Source organism: Brevundimonas sp. TWP3-1-2b1 (assembly GCF_049896165.1).
In the GTDB taxonomy this organism is placed as follows: Bacteria; Pseudomonadota; Alphaproteobacteria; order Caulobacterales; family Caulobacteraceae; genus Brevundimonas; species Brevundimonas subvibrioides_B.
Map to the genome: position 1 here is coordinate 56,885 of NZ_JAFCTT010000015.1, position 19,990 is coordinate 76,874.

Annotated in this window: 21 protein-coding genes; 14 read left to right on the top strand and 7 right to left on the bottom strand. The window is 62.6% G+C overall.

The annotated features are described in order from the left end of the window. Positions 1-249: 249 nt before the first annotated feature. A complete protein-coding gene (locus ACP7AB_RS14040) occupies positions 250-2,019 on the bottom strand; it encodes an ATP-binding protein (protein ID WP_425992373.1) in 1,770 nt (589 codons plus the stop codon). Positions 2,020-2,585: 566 nt separating this feature from the next. Here ACP7AB_RS14040 and ACP7AB_RS14045 point away from each other — a divergent pair. Continuing rightward, complete coding sequence (locus tag ACP7AB_RS14045) at positions 2,586-3,395, top strand: DUF4344 domain-containing metallopeptidase (RefSeq protein ID WP_425992371.1); 810 nt, start codon at positions 2,586-2,588, stop codon at positions 3,393-3,395. Positions 3,396-3,452: 57 nt separating this feature from the next. Here ACP7AB_RS14045 and ACP7AB_RS14050 read toward each other — a convergent pair whose 3' ends face one another. The 4 genes from ACP7AB_RS14050 to ACP7AB_RS14065 form a co-directional block, all read right to left on the bottom strand. Then, entirely contained in the window at positions 3,453-3,821 is a 369-nt protein-coding gene (locus tag ACP7AB_RS14050; protein WP_425992370.1) for a hypothetical protein, read from the bottom strand. Positions 3,822-4,001: 180 nt separating this feature from the next. Next, on the bottom strand, positions 4,002-4,460 hold the full coding sequence (locus ACP7AB_RS14055; protein WP_425992368.1) for a hypothetical protein: 459 nt from the start codon (positions 4,458-4,460) through the stop codon (positions 4,002-4,004). Between the two features lie 274 nt (positions 4,461-4,734). Then, positions 4,735-5,202, bottom strand: a complete 468-nt coding sequence (locus ACP7AB_RS14060) for an HNH endonuclease (RefSeq protein WP_425992367.1) — start codon at positions 5,200-5,202, stop codon at positions 4,735-4,737. 54 nt (positions 5,203-5,256) lie between these two features. Then, complete coding sequence (locus ACP7AB_RS14065; protein WP_425992365.1) at positions 5,257-5,466, bottom strand: hypothetical protein; 210 nt, start codon at positions 5,464-5,466, stop codon at positions 5,257-5,259. A 267-nt stretch (positions 5,467-5,733) separates the two neighbouring features. On the opposite strand from ACP7AB_RS14065, the gene ACP7AB_RS14070 reads away from it, so the two are divergent. The 13 genes from ACP7AB_RS14070 to ACP7AB_RS14130 all read left to right on the top strand — a co-directional run bounded on the left by ACP7AB_RS14070 (position 5,734) and on the right by ACP7AB_RS14130 (position 17,798). After that, the gene (locus tag ACP7AB_RS14070) at positions 5,734-6,132 is read left to right on the top strand and encodes a hypothetical protein (RefSeq protein WP_425992363.1); all 399 of its coding nucleotides are present in this window, start codon (positions 5,734-5,736) and stop codon (positions 6,130-6,132) included. Between the two features lie 148 nt (positions 6,133-6,280). Then, entirely contained in the window at positions 6,281-6,676 is a 396-nt protein-coding gene (locus tag ACP7AB_RS14075) for a hypothetical protein (protein ID WP_425992361.1), read from the top strand. Next, positions 6,673-6,960: a hypothetical protein gene (locus tag ACP7AB_RS14080; protein ID WP_425992360.1), complete on the top strand. Its 288-nt coding sequence runs from the start codon at positions 6,673-6,675 to the stop codon at positions 6,958-6,960. The genes ACP7AB_RS14075 and ACP7AB_RS14080 overlap by 4 nt, the downstream gene beginning before the upstream one ends. 419 nt (positions 6,961-7,379) lie before the next feature. Further along, positions 7,380-8,375 carry an AAA family ATPase gene (locus tag ACP7AB_RS14085; protein WP_425992358.1) on the top strand — a complete coding sequence of 332 codons (996 nt, stop codon included), beginning with the start codon at positions 7,380-7,382 and terminating at the stop codon, positions 8,373-8,375. Positions 8,376-8,714: 339 nt separating this feature from the next. Next, positions 8,715-9,050, top strand: a complete 336-nt coding sequence (locus ACP7AB_RS14090) for a hypothetical protein (RefSeq protein ID WP_425992356.1) — start codon at positions 8,715-8,717, stop codon at positions 9,048-9,050. A gap of 53 nt (positions 9,051-9,103) precedes the next feature. Then, positions 9,104-9,613, top strand: coding sequence for a hypothetical protein (locus ACP7AB_RS14095; protein WP_425992354.1), 510 nt, complete (start codon positions 9,104-9,106; stop codon positions 9,611-9,613). Positions 9,614-9,967: 354 nt separating this feature from the next. Continuing rightward, positions 9,968-11,119 carry a tyrosine-type recombinase/integrase gene (locus ACP7AB_RS14100; protein WP_425992352.1) on the top strand — a complete coding sequence of 384 codons (1,152 nt, stop codon included), beginning with the start codon at positions 9,968-9,970 and terminating at the stop codon, positions 11,117-11,119. A 167-nt stretch (positions 11,120-11,286) separates the two neighbouring features. Next, a complete protein-coding gene (locus ACP7AB_RS14105; protein WP_425992350.1) occupies positions 11,287-11,688 on the top strand; it encodes a hypothetical protein in 402 nt (133 codons plus the stop codon). A gap of 265 nt (positions 11,689-11,953) precedes the next feature. After that, positions 11,954-12,142: a hypothetical protein gene (locus ACP7AB_RS14110; protein WP_425992348.1), complete on the top strand. Its 189-nt coding sequence runs from the start codon at positions 11,954-11,956 to the stop codon at positions 12,140-12,142. A 281-nt stretch (positions 12,143-12,423) separates the two neighbouring features. Further along, positions 12,424-12,705, top strand: a complete 282-nt coding sequence (locus ACP7AB_RS14115; protein WP_425992347.1) for a hypothetical protein — start codon at positions 12,424-12,426, stop codon at positions 12,703-12,705. Positions 12,706-12,815: 110 nt separating this feature from the next. Then, positions 12,816-13,685 (top strand): S1/P1 nuclease, encoded by an 870-nt coding sequence (locus ACP7AB_RS14120; protein WP_425992345.1) that lies wholly within the window; start codon positions 12,816-12,818, stop codon positions 13,683-13,685. A 479-nt stretch (positions 13,686-14,164) separates the two neighbouring features. Beyond that, the gene (locus ACP7AB_RS14125) at positions 14,165-14,593 is read left to right on the top strand and encodes a BLUF domain-containing protein (RefSeq protein ID WP_425992343.1); all 429 of its coding nucleotides are present in this window, start codon (positions 14,165-14,167) and stop codon (positions 14,591-14,593) included. A 334-nt stretch (positions 14,594-14,927) separates the two neighbouring features. Then, complete coding sequence (locus ACP7AB_RS14130; RefSeq protein ID WP_425992341.1) at positions 14,928-17,798, top strand: PAS domain-containing protein; 2,871 nt, start codon at positions 14,928-14,930, stop codon at positions 17,796-17,798. Positions 17,799-17,943: 145 nt separating this feature from the next. On the opposite strand, the gene ACP7AB_RS14135 is transcribed toward ACP7AB_RS14130, so the two are convergent. Both ACP7AB_RS14135 and ACP7AB_RS14140 read right to left on the bottom strand, forming a co-directional pair. After that, a complete protein-coding gene (locus ACP7AB_RS14135; RefSeq protein ID WP_425992339.1) occupies positions 17,944-18,411 on the bottom strand; it encodes a MucR family transcriptional regulator in 468 nt (155 codons plus the stop codon). A 580-nt stretch (positions 18,412-18,991) separates the two neighbouring features. Then, positions 18,992-19,807 (bottom strand): hypothetical protein, encoded by an 816-nt coding sequence (locus ACP7AB_RS14140; RefSeq protein ID WP_425992337.1) that lies wholly within the window; start codon positions 19,805-19,807, stop codon positions 18,992-18,994. Positions 19,808-19,990 lie beyond the last annotated feature (183 nt).

Sequence of the window (19,990 nt, forward strand, 5' to 3'; positions counted from 1 at the left end):
AAGGCACTCTGTCCAACTAACTCAACGGCTCCGCTGGCGACATCTGGGCCGTTCGCATGTCTGCTGACCACCCTTAAGCGACGGTCGGGAGGTCCGCTGTCGGGTCTGGCGGTCAATGTCTGGTCTTCGGCCTGACGCCGATGTCGTGGTCCGACCCGTAGCTGACGTTGAGCGGTCCGCTCTCCATCGCGCGGGGCAACTACCGCGAGACCAAGTTTGGAGAGACAGAGACTTCGCTTCGGGAGCCTTTCAAGCGACGTCGTTCAGCTCCGACGGGGCCAAGCTTTCGAGGTTACTTAAAGCGTTCAGCAGTTCGGCGGCGTTTAGGGGCTTGGCCATGTGACGGTCGGCTCCAGCCGCAGTCGCCTGCACGACGTGCTCGGGCAGGGCGTTGGCGGTCAACATGATGATCGGAGTCCGCGCCCGCGTCCCGGCGGCCTCGATGGCGCGGATCGCCCGGATCGCCGTCAACCCGTCCATGACTGGCATCTGCATATCCATGAGAATGACGTCGAAGGACTGATTGGAAACGGCTTCAACTGCCATGGCACCGTCCTCGACCAGGACCAGATCGACGTCAGCTTGGGACAGGACCAGTTCCACGACCTTTCGATTGGTTGGGTGGTCGTCCGCAGCAAGGACACGGAGCCGGCGAGCTGGTCCCTGTAGCGCTGCCGCAAGGGGGGGCGCCGGTTCGGGCCGGATTTCCGTCGATTCCATAAGTTCGAGCGGAACCACGAAACGAAAGGTCGAGCCCCGTCCGGGCTCGCTTTTGCAGAAAATCTCACCCCCCATGAGTGCGACGAGTTGGCTGGAGATTGCAAGGCCGAGACCGGAGCCGCCAAACCGCCGCGTGATCGAGCTGTCGGCCTGTTCAAACCTATTAAACATTCGCTCTGCGCTCTCTTCGTCGAAGCCAACGCCCGTATCCTCAATCGAGAAATGGAAGCGGTGTGAGCCATTCGTCATCTCTCGCAAGCCAGTCACCCGGACGTGACCCGCCTTGGTGAACTTGATCGCATTGGAAATCAGATTGGTCAGGACCTGCTTGAACCGCACCACGTCGCCGAGCACCCGAACGTCAATCTCGTCGTGCAGCGCAAGAATGATCTCCAGCCCTTCGGCCTCGCCGGTAGCCGCGTGCAACTGAACGACGTCCTGCACAGCCCTGCCCAGATCGAAGGGCGCCGGGTTGATTTCCATCCGTGCAGTCTCGATCCGGGCAAGATCGAGTATGTCGGACAACAGCTGCTGCAACACCCGCCCCGACGACGAAATCAGACCCAGCATGGTCTGCTGCTGAGCGGAGAGAGACGTGAGTGACAGGGCGTCAGTGACCGCCAGCACGCCGTTCAGCGGGGTGCGGATTTCGTGACTCATGTTTGCGAGGAACTCGCTCTTGGCTCGATTGGCGGCTTGGGCTTCGTGGGTCTGCTCCTCGAGCAACGCCGCCGTTTGCTTGAGACGTGTATGAGCCTTGCAGGAGCGGATAGCCGAGCTGACCCCGAACGAGACAAGTAGCGCCATGGACAAGCTCAGCAGGATCCGGTCCGTCAAGGTGCCGGGCAGCCAGAGCGGCAGCGACAACAGGCCCAAGGCAGGAGGCGTACCCGCCGCGATTATATGGATCGGCGTCTCGTGGCAGGATGCGATGATGTAAAGAGCGATGGCGGCCAACAGAGCGATGGCCAGCAGGGTTGAGACGGGAGTACCGGCGAACCACATCAGCAGGGCGCAAAATACCCAAGCGCTTGCGGCGACGGCCGAGGCTGCGACCCTAAGGGTCCGCGCAGCGCCGGGGCGGCGCCCGATAAATTCGGGATCGGTCGACCGCCAGAGCATGACCTCAGCAATGACCGAAACAACCCACCAGCTGACGGCCAACCCGCCGACCGGCGCCAAGGAAACCAGAAAAACAGCGACCGACAGCAGCACACGCTCAACGGTCTTGGCTCGCGTTGCCGAAGCGGATTGATCGAAGTCCGCGTCGAACCCGAGATGGAAGCTGCTAAACGCCAAGTCTCACCCCCCTTTGGCACCCGGACTACACTGGGACTGGTGCCTTCCGCGTTAACGTGGATCTGTGTTGTGCCGGCGGCCTCAGGCGAGCCACTCCCAATCGGCAGATGCCTTGGCCAAAGGCCCTTCCCTGGGATTGCTAGGCGCCTATGAGCCCGCGAGTGTGACGGCCCCATGTCGTAAAATCCTGCAAAAGCGGTTCACCCACCGCTCGAATAATCGAAATCGCAGCCCGCCTACCGCTGACCGATACTGAGGCCTCCTCTCGGTTCTGGCTGGGGAGCGTCCGCTTCCCAGCCGCCAGCGGCGGTTCGAGAGGCCTGCTCTCGGGCCTGGCGGTCAATGTCCGGTTTTCGGCCTGACGTTAATGTAGTGGTCCGACCCTTTGCAGACGCTTGGACCCCCAGTCCCGGAAGCGATTAGCCTCTCTGTCGCGGCAGTCGGGCCTGCGGCAGGACCTCGGACGCTCACGCCGAGGCGGGGTGGCGGGACAAACGCCGCAGACCGTCTCTTGCCGCTCTGGACGACCGCCGTTACGTTGTCCTGCTATCAACACGGAACCGTTCATGTTCTCATTCTTTCGCGGGACGCGGCCTCTCATCTTCGCCCTCCTGCTCGCCGGCCTAGTGGTTCAAAGCCATGACAGCAGGGCCTCAGCCCTCTCCGGGGCGGGCGAGGATCTGGGTGATTTCGTCGTGCGACCAGCGAAGCTGGAAAGCGACACTTACGTCGAGCTGGCGCAACAGCTCAGCGATGAACGCTTGCTGGAAGATATCGCCGACGGCCTGAATGCGTGGCTCATTCTCCCCGTCGATATCGGAATGCGCTTCGCTGAATGCGGTCAGAGTAACGCCTTCTACGACCCGAACGAGCGTGAAGTCCTCATGTGTCTCGAACTCTTCGAGGGCGAGCGTGAGGTTTTCGCCGCCTATTACGAAACCGAGGAAGAGATCGAGGGCGCGGTCAACGGATCATTCCTGTTCACCGTCTTCCACGAAGTCGGGCACGCCCTCGTCGACGTGCTGGAAATCCCGATCACTGGCCGGGAGGAAGACACCGTCGATAGTCTCGCGGCCTGGTGGCTGCTCGACGGTGACGGCGGGGACGAATCCGCGATTTCGGGCGCGCTCAGCTTCTACGTGGACCCGGCACAGGCTGGAGAGATCGACGACAGCCAGTATGCGACCGAACACTCGCTCGGCCAGCAACGCTATTATATTCTGGCGTGTCTCGTCTACGGGTCCAACCCCGAGGGCTACGCAAACCTCATCGAAGAAGGGTGGCTGACAGCCGAGCGTGCCGAGCGGTGCCCCTATGACTTCCAGCGTTTGTCGACGAGCTGGTACGCGCTTCTGGGACCGCACCTAAAAGGCTAGCAGCGGCGGCGTTTGAACCGGGATGACGCCTTAGCCCGCAAAGAGCCGGACCCGAGTTCACCGGTCGCGGTCCCTCATCTCAGCCAGTAACCCGGCGACCACATCGACCTTGTCGAACAGTCCGTCCGCATCGCCGCTGACACAGGCCAGATCGAAATCCAGGGTCTGGATCGGGTCACCCTGCCGGGACCATTCCAGTCGTCCGGTTGGCATGTCCGTCATGACCCGGTCGCAACTGAACGGAATGCCTTCGAAGTCGCGAACCTGACCACGAACGCGCTCGAACTCGGCTTGGGTGCCCAGGAAATCTGCCTCGCCACTGCCTTGTCTGCACCACCGGGCCTGTCCGCCGGCCGGTACTGTAACTCTTCCCGAACCTCTCCCCAGACCATCCAGGAGAGCCTGATTTCCGATACCTCTGGCCATGGCTGCGGCTCTGGCGAGGTCGTCACACAGCCTGTTAGCGCCGATGCGAGCAGAACAGCGACGCCCAGTCGGGTCAAGGTCCAACGTTGCAAAAGCGTGGAGGCAAGATCGACCATGTTCGCCGGGATTCGGCTTTTACTCCAGAATGGATGGGACGCGGCCCAACTCTTCAGCTGGCTTTCATATCTGCCGGTACGCAAACCTTCGAACGATCCAGGCGCAAACCCCGCCGGGCAGGATGCACATCGGAAGCAGCGAAACCGACGCGACATCGAGGCGTATGGGCTCGCCGGGATAGCTGACCGAGTACCATGCCCCGACCAGGAACAGGCTTGAGAGGCTTCCGGCGAGGACCGAGTTGAATACCGAGTCCAGCCGCATCTTTCTCAGCACAAACCAGACCGGAAGACCCCAAACGATCAAACCTGCAGCGATCAGCGGAGTGGCGACGACGAAAGCGGCAATGAAGACGGCGCCGGCAGCAGAGCTCTGGGCCATGGCGTCGTCCTGGATGATGAAAAGATGGGCAGAGTAGCTGAGAGCCGTCGTCGCACCTGCCGAAACTATTGCGAGCAGGCCAACAGCGACGATCGCCCACAACGGCCGAAAATCAGACTTCACCATCATTTTGAAGGGCATTTGGCGTGGCGACCAGGCGTGCCGGGTCCACGGCCGAAGGGAGATAGTCGGTTGATCATTTTCAAAAGTCGTTTCGCACTGTCTGATCGTTGAAGCCGAGCTTCACCGCAGGCTGCGATCATTGCATCGGCGCAGCAATCTTAACAGAACAATGTTGGGCAGAACGGCTCGGCGGCGGCTTGTGTTGGGGCGAGGCGCGGGAACAGGGTTCTCTCTGCGATCTGGACGCAAGGTCTGCTCTCCACCCAAATGAGACTCTTACGACGTCCGATTTCTAAAAAGGCGTTTGCAGGAGCGTCCTGGCCTCCGCAACGCCGATCCAGGTCCGCCTGAGTGAAATCATGCGATGCAGAACCCGGTGGCAGACAGCACAGAGCAAAGCGACATCGGACAGCTTCGTGACGCCCTCACCAACCGACGCGATCGGGATCACGTGGTGGGCCTCGAATGCAGCAGCGCGTAAGTCAGGCGGCAGCGAGGAGTGGGTCTCTCCGCACATGTCACACTGCAGACCGCTGTCCTGCCTCTTCTTCAGCAGAGCCTTTCTCAGACCTGGGCTCCGTTCCCGCCGCATATGCTTTTGAGTGAGGAGCCGACCCTCATAGAACTCCACGTCGTCGGCTTCGTCCTGGGCCGGCGACGTCTGCTGTTGCTCCGCAGCAATCCCCTGGCGAATTAGGGTCGCCAATCGGGCAACCTCAGCAGGGTTGGAGCCAAACTCGTCCCAGATCTCCCGATCCATCCGGGAGACATTGCCTAGCCCCTTACCGGTCTCCCGGCTGCGGAGGTTCTGGACCTAAAAGGCCGCTCCATCTGGATTCCGAAACGTCGGCTTACGGGCGGCTTCACCGTGATATGGAAGAGCGCGTAGCGTCTTCGACAAGGCAATAATCAGCGGGTCTTTGGCGCTCGGGTTTTTACCCTCCAAGGCGAAGTAGGATTCAAGCGCCAGGATGGTTTCGTCACGGTTCCAGTTCGGATTTCCGTGGCCTTTCGTTACCGCCATCTTGCCCTCCTGTGCGCTCGTCGATTTTCCCGCGCACTCCTCGGTATCTTATATGAAGAACGGCTAACGAGCTCGGCCTTCAACACTGGTACACGGTAGCGCTTGGAAGCTACCCGGCCTGGCCACCGGTCGAAGCGATCTTTCAAGAAACTCTGGACCTTCGTCTCGACCACCGCCGGCACCCTCCGGCCCCCCATCACCACCCAACCAGAACCCCCGTGGCCTCGCGCTGCGGGGTTTTTTCATGCCCTGAAAGGACCCTCCCCCGTGCTGAAACTCACCGACCGAGCCGCCATCACAGCCGCCCTAACAGACACCACCCTCGATCCAGAGCTCAGAGCGATTCTAGGACTTCGGGCTTGGCAGCTCGACGACGTCCGACACCAGCCCCTCGGCGAGACCGTTCAGTTCGTTGTCGTCCAGCCGTATGATTCTACTGAGGAAATTCATAAAGCCGTCGGCTTCGCCATCACGTGGGAACAGGCCGATCAGCCGTCTTTCGAGTGGATGAACGACCACGGCCGGTGGTTCGAGCTCGCCTACATCCTCACCGACGACCTCGGCCTGCTGGTGTTCGTGGCGGACGATCCGGGCACCGACTTCACCCTGCGCTTCAACCTGCTCGGCGTCGCCGATCGACCCAACCCGAAAGAGAACAAACTATGAACTGAAGCACGCATTTCGAAGCGTACCATCGCGGCACGCTCCGGGGCGCGCACCTGAAAATCTGAAATCCTGCGGTCCTGAACCGCTCCTGAGCCGACCCCCCGCCCGCGCCCGTCGCGGGCTTTTTCTTGTCCTGAAGGAAACGATCATGCTTTCGATAACCGATAACGCCTCTCTGGAGAGGGCACTTTCTGACACCGATCTAGGCCCCGATCTTCGTGCTCTGATCGGGCTTCGCGCTTGGCAGTTGCATATCGAGCAAGGCCGCCCTTGGGGAGCCGGGTTTCGGCTGGTCGTGATCGAGGGAGGTGAAACGCCAGAGACCATCAACGCCGCTTTGGGGTTCGACATTACGGGCGACCATGCCGAACCTCCGTCCTACGACTGGCTTGTGGATCACGGCCTGTGGTTTGAAATCGCCTACGAGACCGGGCTGGACCGCGTCACTCGCGTTCTGGTCAGAGCGAGCCCTGCGGTTGAGTTGGGCCTCAGCTATCTCTGTATCTCGCACTTCTGGACCGATGACGAATCGGATGCGTCGTGAAGGGGCTCGTCACCCTACTCACGCTGGCGATCGTCCTGGCGATCGCCCGGGCGGCCCTTGTGGCGCTGCTGGTCACCTTGGCTATCGCGCTGCTGCTGTCGCTCGTCAGCAGGCCGCGCGAAACGCTGACGTACCTCGGCACCCTGCTTCTGTTCGGTCTGGCGAGCGAGCGGCCGGGTGCCTTCTTGGTTGTTGTGGGCTTAATCGCTCTGGCGTTGCTGGTCGCGAATGCAAGGAAGATGTCCGATCGACAGTTGCTTGTGAGTGGCGAGCGGGAGCGCTGACTGCCGCGGTATCTAACAGGATCTAGACCGGTTGGTCGCGCCACCTGAGACGAGCAGGACGGTCAAGCAATCCGCTCTCAGGTTGTGTTCTTCCGCAGTGCTCGTCGAAGAGCCAACACACGAAAAAGGCTAGCTTTTTCCCAGGCTTTTGAAACCCGTTGATTTAACCCTTCTTCCTCATCGAAGGGCCAATCAATGGAGCACTTATGAACGATCAATCCAGAGATGATGACCCGGGCCGGAAATTCCGGCCGAAGTCGCCAATCCCGCTGGCACGAAAGACGCCACGCGACCCACCCGTCTGCGGGGGTGTCCCTACCGTAGGCAGGCTCGAGTCAGGGTCGACGATATCGAAGCAGCAGGGAGCTCCAGCCATGCCGTCGCCACCGGGCTCTCAGGCTCTTTCGAAGCAACACCCGATGGTCCGGTTTTCTAACCGAGGCTACGCCGATGAACTTGAAGCCGAGGCTGCGGACACCAAGCGGCTCCTCGGTTGCTTCGTCATGGACGGGCAGGCCACGATGATCTACGCCGCGCCGAACACCGGTAAGACGTTGATCATCCTGTATTTGCTTCTCAAGGCGATTGAGGAGGGGCTTATCGATGCCAATAACGTCTTCTACTTCAACGGGGACGATGGCAGCCAAGGCCTCTCAGCGAAGAACCGGCTGATGCAGGATGCCGGGGCCCACATGTTGGCACCCGGTCGCCGTGGCATGAAGACCAAGCACCTCGTCGAGACCATGATCCAAGCGGTCACGGAGGGCGCTGCGCGGGGTACGCTGATCATCATAGACACCCTCAAGAAGTGTACGGACCCGATGTCCAAAAAGGACAACAGCGAGTTCGCCCAGGTCTGCCGGGAGTACGTGATGGCCGGCGGCACTATCGTTGCGCTCGGTCACACCCGTAAGAATCCGAAGGCAAACGGCGCTCCCCAGTACCAGGGCACCACAGACATCCTGGAGGACTTTGACGCCGTCTACATTGCCGAGCTGGTGGCGACCAAGGATGACGCAAAGCAGCGAGTTGTGCGGTTCAAGATGGAGAAGAAGCGGGCCGATAGTCCTGACGTTGTCGGATACGCTTACGGCGATGAACTCGGCATGAGTTACGAGGAAAAGCTGGCCTCCGTCACTCCAGTCCCTCCAGAAGAGTTGGAGGACTACAGGGCAGACGCGGAGGACTATTCCCACATTGATGTGATGGAAACGATCTCAAGGCTGATCGAGGCTGGCGAAGGGGAGGGGAAAATGGCCCTGGCGAAAAAGGCCGCAAAGGCCTGCGGCGTGTCCCAGCGAGCCGCTATCAGCGTTCTCGAAGACCACACAGGGACGACTGACATCACACACCTGTGGATCGCCCGCACAGGTCCCCGGGGGGTGCAGGTTTACGAGATGGTGCCCCGGCCCTGACGTAGCCGCGCGACGCCACGGGCGCAGCTTTTCAGTTTCGCAGTTTGTCGCTCCGTCTTTGTTCGAGCGCGGGCCGCGAACCTGAAATTCTGGCGTGTTCGCGAGCCCTCTTCCGACGCGGCCAATCCCTTCCCGCCGGTGTCCGACTGGGGGTCGCGATGCCCCCACCCATCCCCGCCCTCCGGCCCTCGCCCCAGAGGCCGACCCTGGGCCATCTAGAGGCACATGGTTTGCCTCCGTCCCGGACTCGCTCCGGCGACCGACCCTCCGACGCCGCCGCATGACGACGGCCGGCGCGCTCGGGTCATCCCTACGCAATCAACAGAATCTGGAGACCCCATGTCCAACGAGACCCAAGAACCGCCTGCGCCCGCCGCAGAGGATGAGATCCCCTACGACTACAGCGACCTAGGCTGGGATGGAGACGCGTTCAGCGACGGCCTCGAACCGGACGCCGAAACCCGTGTGTTCGCGACGCTGCTGAGCCTGATCGGGGGCGGTTTCAACGAAGGACGAATGGCCCTCGCCGTTACGGCGGCCCTCGATAGCCAAGTCTCGGTGAAATGCGCGCTTGCCGTCCTGCGACGGTACTGCGGGCCGAGCTTTGGAAACCATCACTGGCAGGTCCGAAAGGGCCGTCATGGCCAAGCCCTTTATCGGCTGCTGCAGGGCTGACGCCGGTTCGCCGGCCCGACCACCTCCCCAATAATTTTTGCAAGGAATTCCGAATGAAGAAGGATCAATCACCGCTGATCGGCGGCAAGACTGTCGAGGAATGGAACCAGCTGTGGGTTCGCGTCCCCGGCGGTCTAAAAGGCCACCAGTCCCAGCTGACAGACGAGGTCGGCCTCTACCACTACACCCTGAGCCGCCGGTCAAAGGCCTTAGGGACGGGGACGGACAAGAAGGGCGGCATTGCCAAACGGCTCTCCGACTTCATTCGCCTCGGCTGGAGCGGCAGGTCCCATCACGTCGGTCGGCTCATCTTCGAGCATCGCCATGAGCTCGAGGTCTGGGTGCTGATCACCGGGTCCGGGCCGTACGCGCGAGAGATCGCCCGGCTGCTGAAGTCACCGATGGTGGCGCTGCACCAGCCCGACTGGAACGTGCGGAACCCCCGCTCAGGAGCAAAGGCCAAGGCCAGACGGCTGCGGCCGGCCGTGAAGGCCACACCGGTGCCGGCCATCTATAGGCTGCCCAAGCCCGGAGAAGCCGGCGCGACGCAGCCTGCGGCCTAGACCGGATCGACGAGCCCCCCGCTTGCATCCCGATCCCAGTCGGTGTGCAGGCGGCCCGCCGGGGCTGTCGGCGGCAGGCCGATCCGGGGGTCCAACTCCCATGGCGCGGCTGACCCTAACCCATCTTGCCGATAAGGCGGCCTGCTGGGTAGGCCCCGACCCCGCCGATGGCCCCAACATCCGGACCCCGGCCGCGCCCTCCAGGCGGTCGTCTCTGCGGCCGCTGCGGCCCACCCGGGGACCGCCCCCCCCCCAACCCGTCCCGACAGCCGGCCCCGGCCGCTCGCTCGCCCTCGTCCGGCGCGGCGGTCCGGTGGCCTGCGCGGATCAACTCCCCATCAAAAGGAAATCACAATGGCCAAGTCCACCCTATCGGCCGCCTTCGTGGCCGCCGCCGTGTGCGAACCCGGTCGATCAAAGACCGACTACTACGACCAAACAGTGACCGGCCTCGTCCTGGAAGTTCGCTCCACCGGAGGCAAGACCTACTACCTCCGCTACGCCGACGCAGCTGGCCGACAGCGCCAGTTCAAGATCGGCAAGGTGGACGACATCACCTTCGCGGCGGCCAAGAAGCGGGCGCAGAAGGCAAGATCAGAGGCCGTGATGGGCGGTAACCCCTGCGCCACCAAGGCCGAGGTGAAGGCTACCCCTCTCTACAGCGAGCTGGCGGAGATGCATCTCGCCGACGCCAAGCTTCACCTGAAGTCCTACTCGACCATGGAGGCCTGCATGCGGAACCACATCCTGCCGAGGTGGGGCAAGGTGCGGATCACCGAGATCACCCCGCGTGGTGTCAGCCTATGGCTCGCCGAAAAGCGGGCCGCCGGCTCCGCCCCGGCGACCGTCGAGAAGATGCGCGTGATCCTCGGCCGGTCGTTCGTCCTGGGTGCCCGCTGGGAGATCATGGGAGCCGACAAGAACCCGACGCGCGGCGTGGCCAGGAAACCCTTGAACAACGCCCGCGAAAGGTTCCTGTCGGCGGAGGAGGCGGCCCGGCTGAAGGAGGCGGCGGCGGGGTCCAACAACCCGCAACTCCTGCCAATCGTCAGCTTGCTGCTGCTGACGGGCTGTCGGGTGCGTGAACTGCTCGACGCCCGGTGGGAGAACGTCGATGTCGAACGGCGGTCCTGGCTTATCCCCACCTCGAAAACAGGAAAGCCGCGCCATGTACCCCTGTCAGCAGCGGCGTTGGCCGTGATCGCCGATCTGAAGCGCTTCAAGGGGTGTCCATGGCTGGTGCCGAATCCAGACACCCTGAAGCCGTTCGTGAGCATCAAGCACGGCTGGCAGAGGGCGATCAGGGTTGCGCGTCTGCCAGGGGTCCGGATCCACGATCTGAGGCACTCGGCGGCGTCGTTCATGGTCAACAGCGGCATCGACCTGTTCACCGTCGGCAAGGTGCTGGGTCACGCAAACGTCGCCTCTACGGCCCGGTACAGTCACCTGGCCAACGATACCCTGCTGGCGGCCGTGGAGGCCGGCGCGGCGAAGCAGGCCTACTGAACTATCCCCCCGGCCTCGCGCGCTGGCTTCGGCTGGATGCGCGGGGTCGGCGCACGTCCCAGACCAGAACCGCCGGCCCGGTCGAGGCCGGGTCGGCAAGGCGATCTCTCTAACAACAGCACCTCGCGCCGGCTCGTGGGCAGGCGCATTCCTGAAAGGAACTCACCGTGACGAAGACGAAGACCAAGGAGCCGCTGATCGGCGGCAAATCGATCGACGAGTGGGACCGCCTGTGGGCACCCGTCTCCGGCGGCCTCACGACGTATCACCCCGACCTGCGCCAAGGCGTCGGTCTCTACCGCACCCGCCTGGGCGACCGGGTGACGGCGCTGGGCACAGGCACCGACACCTTCGGCGGCCTCGCGAAGCGTCTGTCGGACTTCCGGCGACCCAGCCCGAGCGGCCGGCGGCATCACGCTGGCCTGCTGATTTTCGAGCACCTGGACCAGCTCGAGATCGACGTGCTGGTCATGCCTGACGGCCCCGAGGCCAGGACCATCGGCAGGAAGCTCAAGGGACCGATGGTGCGGCGTCACAAGCCGGCGTGGAATGCACTCGCCGCCGTGTAAGCGCGCGGTCTGACCTCAACCTCCCCGCCTCGCGCGCTGACTTCGGTCGGTTCGCGGGGCGGGGGGGCCTTTTTTTTTTCGAAGCAATACGAAGCGACTGAGCACCAACGCAATCGACCGGTCGCTCGCGAAGGCCGGGACCGATGGTTGGCGGCTGCGCATCCGACCTCTCCACAGCCACGTGAACATAACGCGAACATTTGCTTGCAGATTGCCGTCTGACGGAGTCACAACCCTCGCCGGGTCGGCAACCTGGAGCGAGACGATGAACGATGGATCCCTGTCCAAACTGCTGGCCGATCTCGACGCGGAACTGGCCGGCAAGAACGACCTTGATGGCGCGGCGAGGGACATCCTCGCCTGTGTCGAGGCCAGGGTCCCCGGCGCGGTGATGCGATCTGCGGCGAGCCAGCAACTGCGCGCCTTGGGACTTCGGCCAGCGTCGGCCGGGTGACCCCATGCCTGATCCAAACCGCCCGCGCGTCGGCCGCGAAGCTGTGGTGCCGGATCACGGGGAGAGGCTGCTCGTCCGGTGTGACCGACCTTCGTGCGACCACGCCGTGTTGATGGATCCCCGGCCGTTGTTCGGTGGCCGGCGACAATGGCCGCGCGAGGGGCGTTCAGACCGGTTTCGATGCCGCTGCGGGCACCGGGAGGCCCTGGTCTCCTACACCCGCAACGCGACCCAGCCCGACGGCCCCGTGCCTCCTGCGGCGATCGCTCTCTGGTTCTGACGTGGGCCGCAAGAATCTGGACCGCTATACGGTGAAGGACTGGCGTGAGGCCTGCCCGACCGTTCGCTCTATCCGGCGAGCAGGCTGGGTCGTCACGGCTGTCTGCTCGGTCTGTGATCTAGAGATCGTGGCGGATCTGGCGCTGGTCGAAGCCGCGCGCGGGCCAGAGTTCCGGCTGTGGGGTGCGACGACCGCCTGCCGCCGGCGCTGGTGTGAGGGCAAGGCGTCGTTCTTTGTCCGCCCACCCGGGGCGACGTCGGAGATGAGAATGGCGGATGGTTGAGACGATGACGCCCGATCTACCGACGGTCACCCCTGACTGGAAACCGTCACCGATCGCCCCCTATAGGCTTAGGCAGACGCGATCATTGACCACCTGATTCAGAGACCACCATGTTCCGCTTCTCCGCCGTAGCTGCCTCGCTCGCGATCTTGTCCGTTGCCGCCTCTGCATCACCGGCTGCGGCCTGGGGGGCGGCAGGCCATAGGCTGATCGGTGACATGACCTACGAACGCCTCTCGCCAAGGGGCCGAGCGTTGGTCGATCGCCTGATCGCGGTCGCCCCGGGTCAGGAGGGTTTCAGCATGTGCCCGACCCGCTCCCTGGCCGACGCCTCGGTCTGGGCGGACTGTGTGCGCGGTGAGCGCATGGCAAGCTTCTCCTACATGTCGCCCCTTCACTACGTCAGCGCCCCGATCTGTGAGGCCGTGCCGACTGGAAGCTTCTGTCCCGATGGAAACTGCGTCACGGAGGCCGTGCGCTATGCCGAAGCCGTCCTGGCTGATCCTTCCGCATCCGACATGGCCCGCCTCCTCGCGCTCCAGCACCTCGCTCATTTTCTGCAGGACATGCACCAGCCGCTTCATGTCGGTCAGAACGATGATCTCGGCGGCAATCAGGTCACGATCGCCACCTTCGAGGGGGGCCGGTCGCGCAACCTTCACGCCTTGTGGGATGGCGATCTGGTGACGGCCACGATCGGCTCCCAGCGAGAGCAGGTTGCGGAGGTCGAGGCCCTGATCGTCGAGCGCGAAGAGACCTGGACGGGCCAAACGATTGAGGACTGGGGCCGTGAGTCCCATGCGCACAGTCGAGACTACGCCTACGCCAGCCTGGAGACGCCACCAGCTTGCGGCGTGGGCCCGGCCGATGGGGGTGCCATCACCGAGGCGTATGTCGACGGTGCCCGCCCGATCGTTCGGGAGCAGTTGGCCAAGGCGATCGTCCGGCTGACGGAGAGCATCGAGCGCGCTGCCGGCTGAGTAGGCGTCAGGCTACCCGTTGGGGGTCAAGGTCTGCTGTTGGGCGGCTGGTCAGCTTCCGATCCCGAACCATACCCTCGCCGTCCTTTGAGGGTGCGCTCGGCGGGCGGGGGTGTCAGGGTCGCCGTATGCTTTGGTCGCCGGACATCGACATAATCATCGGCGGACTCGGGATGAGCTTCGCCCTGTGGAGCATCCGTCGGCGACAGCTCGGGAAGCCCGTTCATCCTGACGCGGCGAAGGCTGACAAATGGCTGTTGGTGTTAGCGGCCGCCTTGGTCTGCCTCGGCGTGGCGCGTTGGATCGGATAGCGGCCGCCGAAAAGCGGACGTCCTGGACGTCTGAAACGGGTGGAAAGCGGACTCCTCTCGTCACTTCCGCAAGCACAATGTTTCGATGTTTGCCTGACGACCGGGATCATCTGAAACAGTGCAGCGTTTCGGCGGCGAGCGCTTCGAGTCTCGCGGAAATCCCATTTGATGAAAAAGAACCTGATCCGGTTGGTTTACAGGAGCGACTCCAACATCTCCCATGACGACGTGCCAAGTCTGGACGCAATATTCAACGTCTCGATCCGCAACAACAAGCGTGACGGAATTTCAGGCGCGTTGGCACTACCTGATGGAAAGTTCGTCCAAGTTGTCGAGGGAGAGAGGGGCGATGTGGACGTGCTCATGAACCGCGTCCGAGCCGACACGCGTCATGAGAACTTAACCGTCCTTGGGGAAAGGGCGATTGAGGCCCGGCTGTTCAGAGAATGGAATATGGCCCGCCCTGACCCTACGCCGCTGAGCCAACAATCGTTCCGGATCATCACCGAGAATGGAAGCGGGGCGCAGGTGACGGCCATCCTATTGGACCTGATGAGCAAAGCTGAACACCGGTTTGTCGTCGGGCAACTTTACTGACCTTCTCGACTGTTTGTTTCGTTTCTCGCCTCCAAGCCCAATCCGTGAAAGGCCCCAAGGTCGCCTTTGGGTCGGACCACGACATTGGCATCGGGCCCGAAACCGGACCTTGAACCCCAAGGGCCGACAGCAGACCTTCCGAACCGCCGTTAGGGGTGGTTAGCGGACATGGCATCACTCGTCGCGGAGGTTCCGAGATCGACCCGACACCAGACCACTTTGGCTGGGTGAAACGGGCCTGCGGGCAGAGGCGCTATCTGTTAGTTTGACGCGCACACTGCGAATGATCGTCGTTAAAATCTGAACGCCGGGAACATGGGGGATCGATACAACTATGGGTACCGGCAAAAAGGTTGACGTCGAAAGCGTCATCATAACCCGCGATCTTGAGCGGCGGCCATCGCGTGCGCCGGACTATCAGGCCGAGAACCGAGCCCTCACCTCCCTCGCCGAAGCTTTAAGCAGCAGGCCTGAAACGGTTTTGCAGCGTGTCGTCGAACTGACAATGGAGCTGACCCGATCCGGATCTGCAGGGATCAGCCTGCTGGAGCCGGGCGGAGAAAACAGCGCATTTCGCTGGGTCGCCACAGCCGGAGCTTGGTCCCCCTATCGCGACGGGACGATGCCCCGCGAGGCCAGCCCGTGCGGTGAGGTCATAGCACGCGAGGCGGTCGTGCTGATGAAGAACCCCGAACGATCGTTCCCAGCCTTATTGCAGGCAGACCCCGGCATCAGCGAGGGGTTGCTCGCCCCTTTCCATATCGACGGCGAGCCCGTCGGCACGCTTTGGACGATCAAGCATGGTGCCGACGATCATTTCGAGACCGAGGACGCACGTTTGGTTGAAAGCCTCGCCCGGTTCGCTTCGGCTGCCCAGCAGGTCGTGCTAGCGTTGCGTGGCGCGCATCAAGATCAGTTGGCCAGCAATACCCGCCTGCGTGCCTTGACCCAGGCAAGCACTGACGCCTTCTACGTCATGAGCCCCGACATGCTCGAGTTGCGCGCCCTGGCGGGCGGCGAGTTTATTGCGGATACGGCCCGCCCCAGCCAAGCTTGGTTGGAAGACTACATCCCGGTCGAAGACCACGCCTCCACGCTGGCGGCGATAGGCGAGGCGGTTCGCACCAAGGCAAACTTCAATCATGAGCACCGCGTCCGCCAGATCGACGGCGGGATGGGGTGGGCGGTTTCGCGCGCGGTCCCCATCCTGGACCCTGCTGGCAGCATCCTAGAGTGGTTTGGGGCGGCCCAGAACATTACCGCGACGAAGCAAGCGGAGGCTGCGCGCCGCGAAGGCGAGGAGCAACAGGCTTTCCTACTGAAGCTCAGCGATGCCTTGCGGGCGGAACCGAACGCCGAGGCCATGTCAGAACGAGCGCTCCGGATGCTCATGGAGCAGATGCGGCTCGATCGCTGCTACGTTGGGATTTATCGGCTGGCGGAAGACACGGCCGAGTTTCCCCACCAGGTGCACGACGACCATCTGGCGCCGTTGCCTGCTCAGGTGCGTCTGTCCGATTTCCCCGAGGCTTTCGAGATCGCGAGGGATCGAACGCTGGTGATCGACGACGTCGGGGGGATGGAGGGGCTTTCGGACGGCGACCGGGCCAGTATCGAAGGCCTCGACATTCGTGCCTTGATCGCCGCGACCCTGCGCAAAGGCGAGAACAACCCGCTTTGGGCGATCGTGGCCACCTCGACCGCCCCTCGGGTTTGGACACAGGGCGAAGTCTCCCTTGTCGAAGAGGTTGCCGAACGCACCTGGACGGCGGTGGAGCGCGCCCGCACTGAGACGGCGCTGCGCGAAAGCGAGGCACGCTTCTCGCAGTTCGCCGCCTCTTCCACAGACGTGCTGTGGATCCGGCGAGCGGACACGATGGACATGGAGTTTCTAAGCCCGGCCTTCGCAACCGTGTACGGCATGGCGCCGGAAAGGGCGATGGGCGCGGTGCAGCACTGGGGAGCGCTAATCGTTCCCGAGGACCGGGACGTGGCGTTGGGGCATCTGGAACTGGCACGGCGCGGAGACCCGGCGGTGCATGAATTCCGTATCAGGCGTCCGTCGGACGGCACCTTCCGCTGGATCAGGGATCACGACTTCCCACTCTTCGACGAAAACGGCGTGAAGTGGGTCGGCGGCATCGGCACCGATGTGACCGAGGCGAAGCTGTTGGCAGAGCACCAGTCAGTGCTGCTCGCCGAACTGCAACATCGCGTTCGCAACATTATGGCGATGCTGCGCTCGGTGGCCAAACGGACGGCCGCAACTGCGGAAAGCGTGGCCGCTTACGAAGGGCTGATAATCGGTCGCCTGATGGCCTTGGCCAGAACGCAGACGCTGCTGACGCGCGGCGTCGACGTCGGCGTCGAGATCGGCTTGATCGTCCGTGAAGAACTTGAGGCGCAAGCGGACCACCAAGGCCAATACTCGCTGTCGGGACCCGAGGTGGTGATCTCTCCGAAGGCAGCGGAGGTCCTGTCGCTGGCCATCCACGAACTGGCCACCAATGCTCTGAAATACGGCGCGCTGTCTGTCTCCGAGGGCATGGTCGAGGTGGCCTGGCAGGTGCATGGAGCCGATGGGTCTCCCCTACTCAGGCTCGACTGGACGGAACGTCGTCCCGCGCCCGCCGACTGGTCGCCACCCACGCGCAAGGGTTTCGGCAGCCAGCTCATCGAACAGCGCGTGCCTTACGAACTGCGCGGTCGTGGTGAGATCGTGATAGGACCTGAAGGCGCTCGCGCCTTTATCGAGTTCCCTTTGCAGCCGGGAGCGAGCATCCTTGAAACAACCGCCCCCATGCCGAGCGGAGTTTCCGGAGGATCGATAGATATGACGGGCGAACCGAGCCTGGTCGGCCAGACGGTGCTGGTTCTGGAAGACGACTTCTATCTCGCCCAGGACGCCACCAGTGCCCTGAGCGAGGCCGGGGCCGAAGTGATCGGACCGTTCGGGACCACCGCCGATGCCTTGGAAGCCGTCAAAAGCCATCGGATCACCGCTGCTGTGATCGACGTCAACCTGGGCGCGGGTCCATCATTCGTAATCGCTCACGCCCTTCGCGAAGCCGGCGCGCCCTTCGTCTTCCTCACCGGCTATGACAGTAAGTCCATTCCCAAAGAATTCGCCGATGTCGTGCGCCTCGAAAAGCCGACAGGCCCCCGCGACATCATCCGCGCCGTAGCGGATTTGGCGCGGGCCTGAGGCCGGGAGCCGACTATGTGAGTGTCCGCTATGGGTCGACATGCGTCTTTGACATCGGGCCGAAAAGCGGACGTTCGCCAACTCAGTCAACACGACGGAGAAGACCGCATAACTTCCTCTACCAGCCAGTGCGATTTGGACGTCGTTACGACTTCGGGGTCTTGGCCTTCCGCGCCGGTTTCGTCACCATCTCAGCTTTCTTCGGCTGACGCCCGCCTACTCCCAAGCCCATCGACTTGGCCAACGCCGACCGTTGGGCCGCATATTCGAGACTCACCATCGGGAAGTCCTTCGGCAGGGAAAAATGCTCCCGATAGCTTTCCGGGGTGAAGCCCTGGAGCGAGAGATGTCGCTTCATCGACTTGAACTTCCGTCCGTCAATCAGGCTGACGATGCCATCAGGTTGGATGAGTTTCCGGATCGCGGCGGGCGTCAGTCGTGCCGGAGCGTCCGCTTCCTCTGGCTCTGGATCACCACCCAGGCGGTTGAGCGATCCGTGCACCATCGTGACCAACCCGGGCAGTTCATCCGGGGTCACCCGGTTGTTGGCCACGAAGTTGGCTACGATGCCCGTGGTCATGGCCAGAAGTGCGGATTGATCGGTGTCAGCCATGCGGGCCTCCGGTTGGAAAGAATAATCTTGATACGCCTGAAATCGTCCTGGCGACAAACGCTCAACCACCGCTCAGAACAGCGGGCCCGTTGGGTGTCTGAGATGATCGAGTGCCGACTGCGGCACCCCGCCGATACGCCACCTGGAAGCCCCGCCTTCGATCGCGTTTGCAGGTATAGCGCAGGTCGGATTTATGGACGCGCCCACCGGAAGGCGCCGCAGCTCAGGAGCGTTGGAAACACCCCCTCCATCCAGACTGGGAAGGGGGTGGGTCGGCCGGCTTTCGAAGCCGCCGGTGGTCCTCCAAACCCATGCCAGCACTGGGTTTGACCGGTCGGCTTGACTGGATTTCGTAATGCGGGGGTCAGGTGTTCGAGTCACCTAAGCGGCACCACCATTCCACGGCCACTCTAACGAGGGACCGCCCGGCCGATGAGGCTGGAGGCCCTTGCGCTTGGGAGTTCAGTGGGTACCCAGTGGGAAGCCACTTTGACGCGACATCCGTTGCTGACAGGCCATCGCATTGACGACGGTTGGCGAACCATCCGAATCCTAGTCAAGACCTGGCCTCCCACCAGCGCTACAGAAGGCCCTGCCTGCCTTGAAGGGGATCGTTGGTAAACAGTTCGATACTTCCAAAGGCTCCGACGTTCGAGGGTGGATCGGCGTTGTCGAAGAGAATGAACTGACCCATGCTCCCCAAAGAATGGAGGTGGGCGAACATCCGATCCTTTAGGTCCGAATTGCTTATCTGGCGTTCGTCATCGCTTAGCGAACCACCCTTCGATGTGATCGGGTCGCGATAGGTTACTAGCGGCGTATCGAGGATCAGGAATCCTGGATGAGGCAAATTGCGCTTGCGACAGAAAGTAAGCAGCGCGACCTTGAACGCAGCGTGTGTGATCGCCCTCACGCCCTTCCCGTTATCGCGGCGGCGCTTGCCATCGATGATGATATCGTATGTTTCGAGGTCGAAGGTCACGCGGCGCTGACCGGGAAAATCCCAAGCATCGAGAACAACTGAGACCTCGTCGGCGAATTCTTGCGCCGATTGAGTCGTAAGACCACCGACATAGTTTGATTTAGGTCGCTCCTGTCGCGCCGCTTCGAGACGAGCTTTCTGCCTCTCCAACTGCTCTTTACGGGTCATCAGCTCCAACCCTCTTGCGAGGCGATCCCGCCTTGCGATGATCTCCACAAATCGGCGCTGTTGTTCGTTCGTGTCAGGAGCCACAGCCGCGAGCTTGGCCTCCACTTGGCGCAAGGCATCCGAAGCATGCGCCAATCGCGACGCGGTCAGTTGCAGCTCTTCCTTCGCATCATTGACGGTGGTCGCCAGATCTACTTGTTGGAGACGGATCTTCGATATTTCCGCTTCAGCGGCGCGACGGGCCATTTCGATATCGCGGTGCTCATGCTCGTGCTGTTGCGCCTCTGGAGGGGCACCGCAGACCGGGCAATGTCAATCGGCGTCCAAAAGGGACCCCCTATAGGCGTGCAATAGGGACCCCCTTTTGGTGTTCTGGATGGACGTCACGAGCGCACCGCTTGCGAGGGTTGGGGCGTAGGGAGGGCGTAG